Here is a 13,006-nt window from a genome sequence, read left to right as displayed (position 1 = left end):
TCGTACAATACGATAAATGTTATTAATTTTTTCTTATACCACTGTTATATCAGTTTTTGATTATCACGCAGCTGTTTCGTCTGATTTCTTCTGTGCTTTTTTCTTCAGAATGACTGAGAGAATAATTGCCAGAACGAAAAGAACAACATGGAAACCAACATAAACGCCATACAGCCCAAGGCCATCATCACCTTCATTTAGCATTGAAGCAGCGGTAGCTACAATACTTGGTGACAGAAAAGCCGTATTAATGATGTTAATTCCGAAAGTGATACCTGACAATGTCGGGTTCTTATAAAATGCAATAAGCGCCAAAACACTACAGAACATCGCGATAAATACCCCTCCTACTGGGATAAATATGGATAGCGCGGCAAATATAAGCGCAATAATAGCTAATGCTTTCATTTCGAAATTCCCTGAGTAAAGCGCCAAGATGTCCAAGAGTCCACCACACGAGGCTGGATTAGTTTCCTTTTTTCCGGATATTAAATTTTCCACCAACTTGGCATTGTTAAATTTAAGTTTTATTGATACTTGCTTTATATAAAGCAATATTTTTGTAATTGTGGTTGTGGTCCTGAATCCGACAAAAATGATATTTTTTTATTTCGCTCATGTCAAAAATATCTAACATTTTTTGGTGTTAATTAACCATAATAAGAAAATGGTTATATGCATTAAATTCAATACTTAATATAAAAATAAAAAATACCAACAAAATATTAATCTGAAATTTAAATTAAGTCGTTGCAATAAAACCACCCAAAGTGAAACTAAATTTTTCTGATTTATACTTTATCGCTATCTTTATGGGAATTATCTAAATCATCCAAAATATATTCATAATATGAATACATTGCGCAGAATTAAATTCAACAATCCAATATTGTTGTTATATTATCAATCTATTATTTTGTGAAAATATTTTTTAAGTACAATAAGTTAATAATACATTATCCGAAAAAATAATTGAATTAATTATATTTTTATATTCATGATTTACATAAAGTAGATTCTGAACGCAATGTTTTATCATGGCAAACTGACGAAACAAAAAGAATACAGTAAGAAGAACTCCAACCCGTAGAAAGTTACGGATTGGATTTGATATCATCCGCTTCCCTATGCCCGATTCCATACCGAATCTTCCGGCCATGAGATTCCTGGCTTCGACTACCCCATGAATCCCCTAACTTCGCACTCACGAATTTTTTTCGTATCGGGTCGTAATATCCGGCAGTTCCGGGTAATTGAAACTTACTCGTTATTGCTTTGATATTTTTTACGTAGTCTGATCCCAACAGAGACAAAATAGATAGCCAGTAAACTTTCAACTGAGTTATATAGCCAGTCCGCCCCGATGTCAGATGTCATCCACTGAAAAATCGATGATACAAGCAAAAATATCCCACCCAAGATGAATACGAGAGGTGTTTTATCACCGAGTGGTAATTTTTCTAATTGAGACATATTAAATCCTTATAATACTTGTCGATGGTCATTTGATAAAAGTTTCACATATTCGGTTATCCCGAATAATTGAATTCTATAACTATAAATATTTCGACAGTGAGAGACAATCCGGCTGTAATGATAAAAACTTAATTTTATTCATCCATTGGATTCAAGCAAATTTGGAAGGCTTTAATAAAGTGAGCGGGGTTAGACTCAAAAAATCATACCAGACACGACATATCTGTGCTTGTTGATGCCAACCCTTATTTATTGCAGGCCAGATGGGGCATGTATCATCTCAAATGGTTCATAATGTGTATGGTGCATGGATGACCGAAAACAGCGATGACCAAGTTAAATTGTTGAATGAGAAGTTCGCCAGGCCCCAAATGTGCCCCAATTAATCAATACCAAGATATAAAGTTATATTTATCAATCAAACCTGCATGTTCATAATTTCGTGGTAGGCACTGACCAGTTTATTCCTGACTTGAATTCCCATTTGCAGAGAAATACTCGACTTTTGCATATTCACCATCACATCATTGAGTTCCACCCCCGGTACTCCCAGCGTGAAATCCTGTGCCTGCTTGGTTGCACTCAAGCGAGTTTGGTTTATTTTTTCGACAGCCGTGGTCAGTTGGCTGGCAAATCCGCCCTTTACCGGCATCGGCTTGGCCGTATTGGCTGCCTGTAATGCCTGAACCTGCATTTGTTGCAGTACACCTTCAATTGCCTGAATTGACATAAAAACCTCGCGTTAAATCACCCTATTGATTACGTGATTAAGTGCCATATTAGCCGTGGGCTGGTTGGCAGTTTTCCACGCTGCCACCGTAACATAGCCCCTCCAAACTAAAGCGGCTAATTGAAGTAAAAATTCAAAGCTTATTGTGCCATTAAAAGAGGTGTTAACAGCGAATAATGATGGAATTAATAATAGGAAGAATCTTTTCGCTTGCGTATGGGGAGTCTGTTTTGTTACGCCACGCTTTTAGTATTCATGTTGACCAGCAAGGCAAGGATCGTCTATGAGTGCAACAAACGACGTTGAAAACCAAAATAAAGGTTTCAGCGCTATTATCAGCAGGATAAAAGCTGATCCAAAAGTTCCGTTATTAGTTGCTGGCTCTGCTGCCATCGCTATCGTCGTCGCCCTATTCCTCTGGATGCGCAGCCCCGATTATCGGGTGCTTTACAGCAATCTGAGTGATAAGGATGGCGGTGAAATCGTCACGCAATTAACCCAAATGAATGTTCCTTACCGTTTTGCCGAAAATGGTGCTGCCATCATGATACCTACCGATAAGGTACATGAAACCCGGCTGAAACTGGCGCAACAGGGACTGCCTAAAGGGGGAGCTGCCGGATTTGAACTACTGGATAAAGAAAAGTTCGGCATCAGCCAATTCAGTGAACAGGTAAACTATCAGCGAGCACTGGAAGGCGAGCTGGCGCGTACAGTCGAATCTCTCGGCCCTGTTCAAACCGCCCGCGTTCATCTGGCCATGCCTAAGCCTTCTTTGTTCGTTCGCGAACAGAAATCGCCATCCGCCTCCGTCACTGTCGGATTACTGCAAGGCCGTGTTCTGGATGAAGGACAAATCAATGCCATTGTGCATATGGTTTCAAGCAGTGTTGCCGGTTTGCCGGCCGGTAACGTCACGATTGTGGATCAATCAGGACGCTTGCTGACACAAGCCGATTCCACGGGCCGCGATTTGAATACCACCCAGTTGAAATATACGCAGGAAGTGGAAAATCGTTTCCAGCATCGCATTGAAACTATTCTGGCTCCTGTTGTCGGTCGTGGCAATGTACATGCTCAGGTAACAGCCCAGATTGATTTCTCCCGTCGTGAAGAAACCGCGGAAGAATACAAACCTAACCAGCCACCCAATCAGGCTGCCGTCCGCTCTAAGCAAAGCAGTTCCAGCGAGCAAAGTGGCGGGCCATTGGTGGGCGGTGTCCCCGGCGCATTGTCGAACCAACCAAGTGCTGCGCCAAGCGCCCCGATTGAAAAACCTAACGCCAAAGAAAACGGTAACGAAAAATCTGATCAGCCGCGCAATGCGAGAAACAATAGCTATGAGCGCATGGTGAGCAACAATCGCAACAACCGTTATGATGAAACCACTAACTATGAAGTGGATCGCACCATTCGCCATACTCAGTTACAAGCTGGCGCGGTAGAACGTCTTTCGGTTGCTGTTGTTATCAACTATGCCTCAATTCAGGGAGAAAATGGCCCTGAAACAAAAGCGCTGACACCAGAACAATTGACACAGATAGAAGCATTGACCCGTGAAGCAATGGGCTTCTCTACTGCGCGTGGCGACAGCCTGAACGTGGTGAATACGCCGTTCAATAACACCAGCGAAGTCATAGAAACCCTGCCAATCTGGCAGCACCCTGTTCTGTTGGAAAAACTGTGGGATGCGGGTCGTTGGTTGCTGTTGGCACTGGTTGCATGGCTGCTGTGGCGTAAGATGATCGTTCCGCAAATAGCCAGAAAACGTGCTGCGGAAAAAGCCGCCCTGGACGCGCAGAAAAATCAGCAGAAACAGCAGACAGAAAACAATGCTGAAATGGACGAAAAAATGCGCCGTAAGATGGCTCGCCAACGAGTCAATGCTGAACTTCAAAGCCAGCGTATCCGTGAACTTGCAGAAAAAGATCCTCGCGTCGTCGCGCTGGTGATCCGTCAATGGATGAGTAACGAACAATGAGCCTGACCGGAACAGAAAGAAGTGCCGTCATGTTAATGACCCTGGGAGAAGATCAGGCGGCCGAGGTGTTCAAGCACCTGAATTCCCGGGAAGTGCAACAGTTGAGTATTGCAATGGCGGGGATGAGACAAGTCTCAAACCAGCAACTGGTTGAAGTACTGGCGGAGTTTGAAGAAGATGCGGGGCAGTATGCTGCCCTCAGCATCAACGCCAATGATTACCTGCGCAGTGTACTTGTTAAGGCCTTGGGTGAAGAAAGGGCTTCCAGCCTGCTTGAGGATATCCTTGAATCCCGTGATACCACGACAGGCATCGAGACCCTCAACTTTATGGAACCACAAATGGCAGCAGATATGATCCGCGATGAACATCCGCAGATCATCGCGACCATTCTGGTTCACCTGAACCGTGGTCAGGCTGCCGATATTCTGGCCTTGTTCGATGATCGCCTGCGTAATGATGTCATGCTGCGTATTGCCACCTTTGGCGGTGTACAGCCTGCCGCTCTGGCTGAACTGACGGAAGTACTGAATAACCTGTTGGATGGCCAAAACCTGAAACGCAGCAAAATGGGTGGTGTTCGTACTGCGGCAGAAATCATTAACTTGATGAAAAGTCAGCAGGAAGAGAGTGTCATTGATGCTGTTCGTATTTACGATGGCGAATTGGCTCAGAAAATTATTGATGAAATGTTCCTGTTCGAAAACCTTATCGGTGTGGACGATCGCAGCATTCAACGCCTGCTGCAAGAAATTACCACCGATTCCCTGCTTATTGCATTGAAGGGTTGCGATCAGGCATTGCGCGATCACTTCCTCAACAATATGTCGCAGCGTGCTGCTGAAATCATGCGTGATGATTTGGCAAGCCGTGGCCCTGTGCGTATGTCTCAGGTGGAAGCAGAACAGAAAGCCATCCTGCTTGTGGTGCGTCGCTTGGCGGAAAGCGGCGAAATGATCCTGAATGGTGGTGACGATACCTATGTCTGATAAGTCGAATAATGGAAATTGGCAGCCTTGGCAGCCAAATGAATTGACTCAGTGGGAAACTCTGCGGGTAAAACTGGACTCAATGGATGAGGAACAGGAACCCACTGAACAAGAGCTTCTTTTGAAACAGGCAAAAATGCTGGACGAGCTGAAAGAACAGGCTCGTCTGGCCGGCCATGCGCAAGGTTTTGCAGAAGGTCAGGCTAAAGGTTATGAGCAAGGCATTCAGGAAGGCCGACAGGCCGGAATGGAGCAAGGCTTGCAAGAATCCAACCAACAGCAGCAAGTTATTATCGAAAAGTGGAAAGCATTACTGGCGGATTTCAGTCATTCAATGGATGGCTTGGATACCGTGATTGCTTCACGCTTGATGCAACTTTCATTGACTGCGGCCAACCATATCCTGGGGCAGCCTGCGGTCTGTGACGGCACTGCCCTGCTGAACCAGATACGTGAGTTTATCCAGCAAGAGCCGATGTTCAGTGGCAAACCACAATTACGTGTCCATCCACAAAATATTCCCTTGGTTGAACAACAACTGGGGGAAATATTGGCCCTGCATAACTGGCGTTTGATCGCGGACAATAAATTGCATCCGGGTGGCTGTAAAATCAGTTCAGACGAAGGTGACTTGGACGCCAGTTTAGCCACTCGCTGGCACGAAATGTGCCGTCTGGCAGCATCAGGAGAATTGTGATGACAGCAAGACTTGGACGCTGGCTGGCAAATTTGGATTCATTGGAAAAACGTCTGGAAAAAACGCCCAAAGTGCGCCGTTACGGGCGCCTGACCCGCGCGACAGGTTTAGTGATGGAAGCCACTGGCCTGTACATGCCGCTTGGCGCGACTTGCTTTATCGAACGCCAAAATGGCAACACCATTGAAGAAGTCGAAAGCGAAGTTGTTGGTTTCAACGGCGAAAAAATGCTGTTGATGCCAATGGAAGAGCTGGAAGGCATTGTGCCGGGTGCCCGCGTCTATACCCGTTCTTATGGCGAAGAGGCCGGGGGCGGACGCCGTCTGCCTCTGGGGCCTGAGCTGCTTGGCCGGGTTCTGGATGGCGCAGGTCGCCCTCTTGATGGCTTACCCGCACCCGATACAGGCTACCGCGCTCCCCTGACAACCACCCCAATCAACCCCCTGCAACGAACGCCCATTAGCGATGTGCTGGATGTTGGCGTTCGGGCCATCAATTCCCTCCTGACCGTTGGTCGTGGGCAACGCATGGGACTGTTTGCCGGTTCGGGTGTGGGTAAGAGTGTGCTGCTCGGCATGATGGCGCGCTATACCCAGGCAGATGTTATCGTCGTGGGGCTTATCGGTGAGCGTGGACGGGAAGTCAAAGACTTTATCGAAAATATTTTGGGAACTGAAGGGCTGTCACGTTCCGTTGTCGTTGCCGCCCCCGCTGACGTTTCACCACTCTTGCGGATGCAGGGGGCGTCTTATGCCACCCGCATTGCCGAAGATTTTCGCGATCGCGGTAAACATGTTCTGTTGATCATGGATTCCCTGACCCGTTACAGCATGGCACAACGTGAAATTGCGCTGGCTATCGGCGAGCCGCCGGCAACCAAGGGCTATCCCCCTTCCGTATTTGCCAAATTACCGGCATTGGTGGAAAGAGCGGGCAATGGAGTCAGCGATGGCGGCTCAATTACTGCATTTTATACCGTACTGACAGAAGGTGATGACCAGCAAGATCCCATCGCTGATTCTGCACGGGCCATTCTGGATGGCCATATCGTTCTGTCGCGCTCACTGGCTGAATCCGGCCACTATCCGGCCATTGATATTGAAGCTTCCATCAGTCGTGCAATGACCGCCCTGATTGACAGTGACCATTACCGCCGGGTGCAGCATTTTAAACAATTGCTTTCCAGCTACCAGCGCAATCGGGATTTGATCAATGTCGGCGCCTATGCGGCAGGCAGTGACCCTCTGTTGGACCGAGCCATTGAACTTTATCCTCACATAGCCCAGTTCCTGCAACAAGGCATTGATGAGCGCAGTGAATATGACGCGGCCTGTACGCAGCTTCAACAATTATTGCCGACATAACGTTTTGCCTATGAGCATTTTTCCGGAGAATAACGAGGAAATACATGCAACAACACTCCCCTATAGTGACTTTGCGTGAGCTTGCCCAAGATGCGGCGGAGAAAGCCGCATTGCAACTGGCTCAAATTCGGCAAAGCCACCAACAAATGGAGCAACAACTGACGGCGTTAATGAATTATCAGGATGAATATCGTACCCGTTTAAATAACACTCTCAGCAACGGAATGTCCTGCTCAACTTGGCAAAACTATCAGCAGTTCATGAAAACGCTGGAAATGGCAATTGAACAGCACAAATTGCAGCTCGAACAATGGAAAAAACGGCTTGAGCAAGCCATGTCACAGTGGCAGGAAAAACAGCAGCGTCTGAATGCTTTCGACACACTGCAACAGCGGGCGGAGCATACTTTGAAGTTACACCAAAATCGCATGGAGCAAAAACAAATGGACGAGTACGCACAACGTGGTGCACAACGGAGAATGAAACAATGAACCTCACTCTTTTGCCTACTGATTTAAAATTCACGGATAAAGGCACGGACAAAAATCCGTCAGCTTTGCATGATCCCGTGAGCGGTAACCATTCTTCTAAATTTGGGCAACTTCTCAATGCAGAAACCGCCTCTATGCAGCAGAAATCGGCGACTCAGGTAGATAGCCATCATTCGAGAGAGGGAAAATCTGCCGCTGACAAAGCAACCGCGAACAAAACTGTCGATGAAAAAACAGTGGAAAGTGGATCAGCGAAATCGCCAGATAACGCTGCAATTGACGGCAAGACTGACGGCAAATTGCAGGCAGGGGCCAAGTCGCAGGACGATAAAGCTGAATTTACTGTATTGAAGGATGACGAGCTGCTGTCTGCTGATGCATTAAGTGCGATGATCCCCATTCAAATTGCCGGGTTGGTCAATTCTCATGCAAATGCTGCCGGGTCTTCTGTGACTACAGATGACTTAACGGAAAATGAATTATTGGCAGCCGAATTGCCGGATAGCGAAGAAGCAGCCATTGACGTGTTATCGGGTAAGAACGCTAAAGACATCAGACTGACTTCGGCCGATCTTGCTGAACAATCCAATGCTAATGAGTTGGATGAAGATACCGGCAGCGACAGCAACTCCAGCGCTGTCTTGGAATCAGGCAGCGGAAAAGAAAAACTCACCGCCAATAAAGCGGAGTATGCCAATGCCTTGCAAGCCAATGCCATTTCTAAAAGTGCATCCTTGAACAAAACATCTTCAAGCAATGCATCCTTAGCCGGTTCGTCATTAAACAGCAAAGAGCTGGGCCAGCTTCAGGCGGCAGTGCAAACCCCATCTGGGTTAACGGCGGCCACAACGGACACAGCCTCGATTCACTCACCAGTGATCCCGGCAGCGGCTCCCCTGCTTTCGGGCGGGCATCAATCCGTGGGGCAATTCCAGTTAAACGGTACCACGTCACCTTTACTCAGTGCCCACCTTGGGAGCGAAGAGTGGCAGCAACAGCTCAATCAGCATGTGCTGTTTTTTAACCGAAATGGACTGCAACAAGCTGAACTTCGCTTGCATCCCCAAGAGCTGGGCGCATTGCATATCCGCATGAGCGTTGAAGACAATCAGGCACAATTACATTTCGTTTCTGCCCATCAACATGTTCGTACAGCTTTGGAAGCTGCATTGCCGGGCTTGCGCCATGCTCTGGCGGAAAATGGCATTCAATTGGCCCAAAGCAGCGTCAACAGTGATGCTCAGGGAAATTGGCAACAAGATCAGCATGCCAATAATCAGACCGGCAGCCATGCCGATTCCCGCGCTGGCGTTCCTGCTCCGGCAGCCGCAACCGGAATCACGGCTGCCCCGGCATCAGCCATCAGAATGACACCTCAACAACTCGCCTCGACCCGGGGAGGTGTTGATACGTTTGCTTAATAATCCACCTGATTATTCGCCTAATTTCATTATGCACTGGAATAAAACGAAAACGGGCCGATAACAAACGTGTGAGTTAATGGTTTTTTCCCCGTTTGTTCCTGCCATTGCCGGAACAAAGACGCGGGATAATTGATATCGATTTTGATGGATAAGGAGTTCCGCCACGGAATGCACGGAAACTTATCCGCAACGGAAAACAGGAATTTGTCTGTCCATGTCTGATTATAGCTACGAGCATAAACGCACAAATCCAATTTGGATGATACTGTTAATACTGATTGCTGTCCTTGGTGCTGCCATCGGAGGGTATAGCTGGTGGGCAATGAACCAATCAGCCAATAACAGTACAGCAAAAAACAAAGTCATTGATACTCCCGTATTTATGACTCTGGAGCCTTTTACCGTCAATCTGATTGACAACGAAGAGCACTTCGATCGTGTTCTTTATGTTGGCGTCACTTTGCGTCTGTCTGACGAAAAAACCCGTCAGCGTTTCCATGATTATCTGCCCGAAGTTCGTAGCCGTATGCTGCTGCTGTTATCTCGCCAGAAAGCGGCTGATCTCGCAAAAGATGATGGCAAGATGCATTTAGTGGCAGAAATCAAACAGACATTACACCCGACACTAATACCCGGTGAGCCTAATCAAGATATCACCGATGTGTTGTTTACCACGTTTATTCTGCGATAATCACAATGAGTGACAATATTCTTTCACAGGCAGAGATCGACGCTCTGCTCAATGGTGACAGTGCCTCTGCGGATGACGTGGAACAAACTGCGTCTGGGGAGAATGAGGTTCGCCCTTACGACCCCAATACTCAACGCCGTGTTGTACGCGAACGTTTGCAGTCACTGGAAATCATCAATGAACGTTTTGCCCGCCAATTCAGGATGGGGTTGTTTAACATGCTGCGCCGCAGTCCGGATATTACGGTCGGCGCCATCAAAATTCAGCCTTATCACGAATTTGCCCGCAATCTGGCCGTACCAACCAACCTCAACTTGGTTCATCTGAAACCATTGAGAGGAACTGCCCTGTTCGCTTTCGAGCCGAATCTGGTCTATATCGCCGTTGATAACTTATTTGGCGGTGATGGCCGTTTCCCTACAAAAGTGGAAGGCCGGGAATTTACTTATACCGAGCAGCGGATCATCAACCGGATGCTGAAACTGGCGCTGGACGCTTACCGTGACGCCTGGGATTCTATTTTTAAAATAGATGTGGAATACGTGCGTTCAGAAATGCAGGTGAAATTCACCAACATCACGACATCCCCGAACGACATCGTGGTTACCACCCCGTTTCAGGTGGAAATTGGTGCATTGACCGGCGAATTCAACATCTGTATTCCGTTTGCCATGATTGAACCCCTGCGCGAACTTCTGACCAATCCACCGGTGGAAAATGCCCGTCAGGAAGACAACCAATGGCGAGACATACTGGTGAAACAAGTTCAACACTCAGAATTAGAGCTGGTAGCGAACTTCGCCGATATTCCGCTGCGATTGTCCAAGATCCTCGAACTCAAACGCGGGGATGTTTTGCCGATTGATAAACCTGAACGCCTAATTGTTCATGTTGACGGTGTGCCTGTGCTCACCAGCCAATATGGAACACTAAACGGGCAATATGCCCTGCGTGTTGAACATTTGATTAACCCTGTTTTAACTGCTCTGGATGAGGAAAAGCCCAATGAGTGATGCTAAACAACCCGCAGCTGCCAGCTCGACTGAAGATATGTGGGCAGAAGCGCTGGAACAACAGGCCGCACAGCAAACCTCTAACGGCGGCGCATCAATATTTGAAAATCTGGAACCGCAGGATGCGTTATCCCAGATTTCCGATATTGATCTGATCATGGATATTCCCGTTAAACTTTCTGTTGAGTTAGGTCGCACCAAAATGACCATCAAACAGCTGCTGAAACTGTCACAAGGTTCAGTGGTTACCCTTGATGGCCTGGCTGGCGAGCCGTTGGATATTCTTATCAACGGCTATTTGATAGCACAAGGTGAAGTGGTTGTCGTATCTGATAAATACGGTATCCGTATCACAGATATCATCACACCTTCTGAACGCATGCGTCGCTTGAGTCGTTAACTATGATGGCGAACCAGCCTTCCCTTTACGCTTCTTTTCAACGTGGTGCGGCATCTGATGCCGTACCCGTTAACACTACAGACAGCAATACTTTCAGTGCGCTTAACGCTTTTGCGAATACCGGTTCGGGAAATACGCTTTCAACGTCTTCCGCCAATACGCTCAAGCCAGCAGACAATAATCCCCCTCTCCCTGCCAGCCAGACACTGATGCAAGTCAGCAGCGCATTGGGTGGAGTTTTATTGCTGATTTTCTTCATTACATGGCTAGTCCGCCGTCTGGGGCTGGCGCCTGCCAAAAACCTTCGATTGTCAAAAAAACATCGGTTGCTCAATGTTAAGGCAAGCTGCTCCCTTGGCCCCAAAGAGCGGGTCGTTGTAGTCGAAATCGAAGATAGCTGGCTGGTACTGGGGGTGACATCCCAACAGATCAGTATGCTGCACCAAATGCCCGCACCACCGGAGAGCGAGGAAAAGGATACCGTGCTCAAGGCGTTGCCATTTGGCCAGATGTTAAAAAATACACTCCAGAGAAAAAATAAGAACAACAAGGACGATGATGAAAAGTAGAGTTTTTGTTATGACAGCATTACGTTTCACAGCATTACTTACGGCATTTTTATTGCCACTGTTTCCTATGAACGCCGCTGCCGAATTGCCTGGCATCATCAGCCAACCTTTGTCCAATGGCGGACAAAGTTGGTCATTGCCAGTACAAACCCTCATTTTCATCACCGCTCTGGGCTTTATCCCTGCCGCGTTATTGATGATGACGAGCTTTACCCGAATCATCATCGTACTTGGCTTACTGCGCAACGCACTGGGAACGCCTTCGGCTCCCCCCAACCAAGTGATGCTGGGCTTGGCGCTGTTCATGACTTTTTTCATCATGGCACCCGTTTTCGATAAAGTTTACCAAAATGCCTACCTGCCCTACAGTGAAGACAAAATCACGCTAGAATCTGCGTTGGATAAGGGGGCACAGCCTTTGCGCCAATTTATGCTGCGCCAGACACGGGAAAACGATCTGGCATTATTTGCCCGGCTGGCAGATCAGGAAGCATTTGAAACGGCAGATTCCGTTCCAATGCGTGTGTTGGTTCCGGCTTTTATCACCAGCGAATTAAAAACCGCGTTCCAGATTGGTTTTACCCTTTTCATTCCATTTCTGATTATTGATCTGGTGGTTGCCAGTGTCTTGATGGCATTAGGGATGATGATGGTTCCACCCGCCACCATATCACTGCCATTCAAACTGATGCTGTTTGTTTTGGTGGATGGCTGGCAATTATTGCTTGGTTCTTTGGCACAGAGTTTTTATGTCTGATATCCCCTTCGTCTTTCAAATTGCTTCGTTGTTGGCCGGGTAAATTCGTTCCCTTGTCGCCACAGTGCAACTTGAAATCCATTGGGTATAGGCAGCTTTTACTTAACGTGAAACTTTATTGAGAACAGACAACAAAACGGTTTGAGAAAATTATGACTCCAGAATCGGTAATGGCCCTCGGTGTTGAGGCGATGAAAGTGGCATTGGCATTGGCAGCACCACTCCTTTTATCAGCCTTGATATGCGGCTTGATTATCAGCCTATTGCAAGCGGCAACTCAGATAAACGAAATGACATTATCGTTTATCCCGAAAATTCTGGCCGTTTTCGTTACTATCGTTGTCGCAGGACCCTGGATGCTGAATTTGCTACTGGATTACATGCGCACACTGTTTAGCAGCATTCCTTCCATTATCGGTTAACC

Annotated in this window: 15 protein-coding genes; 12 read left to right on the top strand and 3 right to left on the bottom strand. The window is 47.1% G+C overall.

Translation table 11 applies throughout. From position 1 onward, the window contains the following. Positions 1–63: 63 nt before the first annotated feature. The 3 genes from BM100_RS13350 to fliE all read right to left on the bottom strand — a co-directional run bounded on the left by BM100_RS13350 (position 64) and on the right by fliE (position 2,206). Positions 64–408, bottom strand: a complete 345-nt coding sequence (locus tag BM100_RS13350; RefSeq protein WP_092511779.1) for a hypothetical protein — start codon at positions 406–408, stop codon at positions 64–66. 852 nt (positions 409–1,260) lie between these two features. Then, positions 1,261–1,473: a hypothetical protein gene (locus BM100_RS13340; protein WP_092511730.1), complete on the bottom strand. Its 213-nt coding sequence runs from the start codon at positions 1,471–1,473 to the stop codon at positions 1,261–1,263. 421 nt (positions 1,474–1,894) lie between these two features. Next, entirely contained in the window at positions 1,895–2,206 is a 312-nt protein-coding gene (gene fliE, locus BM100_RS13335) for a flagellar hook-basal body complex protein FliE (protein WP_092511728.1), read from the bottom strand. Between the two features lie 283 nt (positions 2,207–2,489). On the opposite strand from fliE, the gene fliF reads away from it, so the two are divergent. The 12 genes from fliF to fliQ all read left to right on the top strand — a co-directional run bounded on the left by fliF (position 2,490) and on the right by fliQ (position 13,004). Continuing rightward, positions 2,490–4,187 carry a flagellar basal-body MS-ring/collar protein FliF gene (gene fliF / locus BM100_RS13330; protein ID WP_092511726.1) on the top strand — a complete coding sequence of 566 codons (1,698 nt, stop codon included), beginning with the start codon at positions 2,490–2,492 and terminating at the stop codon, positions 4,185–4,187. Next, positions 4,184–5,176, top strand: a complete 993-nt coding sequence (fliG, locus tag BM100_RS13325; protein WP_092511724.1) for a flagellar motor switch protein FliG — start codon at positions 4,184–4,186, stop codon at positions 5,174–5,176. Before fliF ends, fliG begins: the two co-directional genes overlap by 4 nt. After that, positions 5,169–5,873, top strand: a complete 705-nt coding sequence (gene fliH / locus BM100_RS13320; RefSeq protein WP_092511722.1) for a flagellar assembly protein FliH — start codon at positions 5,169–5,171, stop codon at positions 5,871–5,873. Before fliG ends, fliH begins: the two co-directional genes overlap by 8 nt. After that, positions 5,873–7,237: a flagellar protein export ATPase FliI gene (gene fliI / locus BM100_RS13315; protein WP_092511720.1), complete on the top strand. Its 1,365-nt coding sequence runs from the start codon at positions 5,873–5,875 to the stop codon at positions 7,235–7,237. Before fliH ends, fliI begins: the two co-directional genes overlap by 1 nt. Before the next feature lie 44 nt (positions 7,238–7,281). Continuing rightward, positions 7,282–7,728: a flagellar export protein FliJ gene (gene fliJ / locus BM100_RS13310; protein ID WP_092511718.1), complete on the top strand. Its 447-nt coding sequence runs from the start codon at positions 7,282–7,284 to the stop codon at positions 7,726–7,728. Next, entirely contained in the window at positions 7,725–9,149 is a 1,425-nt protein-coding gene (locus BM100_RS13305) for a flagellar hook-length control protein FliK (protein ID WP_092511716.1), read from the top strand. Before fliJ ends, BM100_RS13305 begins: the two co-directional genes overlap by 4 nt. A gap of 217 nt (positions 9,150–9,366) precedes the next feature. Further along, positions 9,367–9,843 carry a flagellar basal body-associated protein FliL gene (gene fliL / locus BM100_RS13300; protein WP_092511714.1) on the top strand — a complete coding sequence of 159 codons (477 nt, stop codon included), beginning with the start codon at positions 9,367–9,369 and terminating at the stop codon, positions 9,841–9,843. A 5-nt stretch (positions 9,844–9,848) separates the two neighbouring features. Then, positions 9,849–10,856, top strand: coding sequence for a flagellar motor switch protein FliM (gene fliM / locus BM100_RS13295; RefSeq protein WP_092511712.1), 1,008 nt, complete (start codon positions 9,849–9,851; stop codon positions 10,854–10,856). Further along, positions 10,849–11,256, top strand: coding sequence for a flagellar motor switch protein FliN (fliN, locus tag BM100_RS13290; protein WP_092511710.1), 408 nt, complete (start codon positions 10,849–10,851; stop codon positions 11,254–11,256). The genes fliM and fliN overlap by 8 nt, the downstream gene beginning before the upstream one ends. Positions 11,257–11,258: 2 nt before the next feature. Then, positions 11,259–11,825, top strand: a complete 567-nt coding sequence (gene fliO / locus BM100_RS13285; protein WP_092511708.1) for a flagellar biosynthetic protein FliO — start codon at positions 11,259–11,261, stop codon at positions 11,823–11,825. A gap of 10 nt (positions 11,826–11,835) precedes the next feature. Continuing rightward, complete coding sequence (fliP, locus tag BM100_RS13280) at positions 11,836–12,582, top strand: flagellar type III secretion system pore protein FliP (protein ID WP_420855324.1); 747 nt, start codon at positions 11,836–11,838, stop codon at positions 12,580–12,582. Positions 12,583–12,734: 152 nt separating this feature from the next. Beyond that, on the top strand, positions 12,735–13,004 hold the full coding sequence (gene fliQ / locus BM100_RS13275; protein ID WP_092511706.1) for a flagellar biosynthesis protein FliQ: 270 nt from the start codon (positions 12,735–12,737) through the stop codon (positions 13,002–13,004). Positions 13,005–13,006 lie beyond the last annotated feature (2 nt).

The organism is Xenorhabdus mauleonii (genome assembly GCF_900113945.1).
GTDB lineage: Bacteria > Pseudomonadota > Gammaproteobacteria > Enterobacterales > Enterobacteriaceae > Xenorhabdus > Xenorhabdus mauleonii.
This window is presented reverse-complemented; position numbering and strand designations above follow the sequence as displayed.

Excerpts from the sequence above, each read along its gene's own strand:
- BM100_RS13350 (WP_092511779.1), bottom strand. The coding sequence starts at position 408 with ATGAAAGCATTAGCTATTATTGCGCTTATATTTGCCGCGCTATCCATA.
- BM100_RS13340 (WP_092511730.1), bottom strand. The coding sequence starts at position 1,473 with ATGTCTCAATTAGAAAAATTACCACTCGGTGATAAAACACCTCTCGTA.
- fliE (WP_092511728.1), bottom strand. The coding sequence starts at position 2,206 with ATGTCAATTCAGGCAATTGAAGGTGTACTGCAACAAATGCAGGTTCAG.
- fliF (WP_092511726.1), top strand. The coding sequence starts at position 2,490 with ATGAGTGCAACAAACGACGTTGAAAACCAAAATAAAGGTTTCAGCGCT.
- fliG (WP_092511724.1), top strand. The coding sequence starts at position 4,184 with ATGAGCCTGACCGGAACAGAAAGAAGTGCCGTCATGTTAATGACCCTG.
- fliH (WP_092511722.1), top strand. The coding sequence starts at position 5,169 with ATGTCTGATAAGTCGAATAATGGAAATTGGCAGCCTTGGCAGCCAAAT.
- fliI (WP_092511720.1), top strand. The coding sequence starts at position 5,873 with ATGACAGCAAGACTTGGACGCTGGCTGGCAAATTTGGATTCATTGGAA.
- fliJ (WP_092511718.1), top strand. The coding sequence starts at position 7,282 with ATGCAACAACACTCCCCTATAGTGACTTTGCGTGAGCTTGCCCAAGAT.
- BM100_RS13305 (WP_092511716.1), top strand. The coding sequence starts at position 7,725 with ATGAACCTCACTCTTTTGCCTACTGATTTAAAATTCACGGATAAAGGC.
- fliL (WP_092511714.1), top strand. The coding sequence starts at position 9,367 with ATGTCTGATTATAGCTACGAGCATAAACGCACAAATCCAATTTGGATG.
- fliM (WP_092511712.1), top strand. The coding sequence starts at position 9,849 with ATGAGTGACAATATTCTTTCACAGGCAGAGATCGACGCTCTGCTCAAT.
- fliN (WP_092511710.1), top strand. The coding sequence starts at position 10,849 with ATGAGTGATGCTAAACAACCCGCAGCTGCCAGCTCGACTGAAGATATG.
- fliO (WP_092511708.1), top strand. The coding sequence starts at position 11,259 with ATGATGGCGAACCAGCCTTCCCTTTACGCTTCTTTTCAACGTGGTGCG.
- fliP (WP_420855324.1), top strand. The coding sequence starts at position 11,836 with ATGACAGCATTACGTTTCACAGCATTACTTACGGCATTTTTATTGCCA.
- fliQ (WP_092511706.1), top strand. The coding sequence starts at position 12,735 with ATGACTCCAGAATCGGTAATGGCCCTCGGTGTTGAGGCGATGAAAGTG.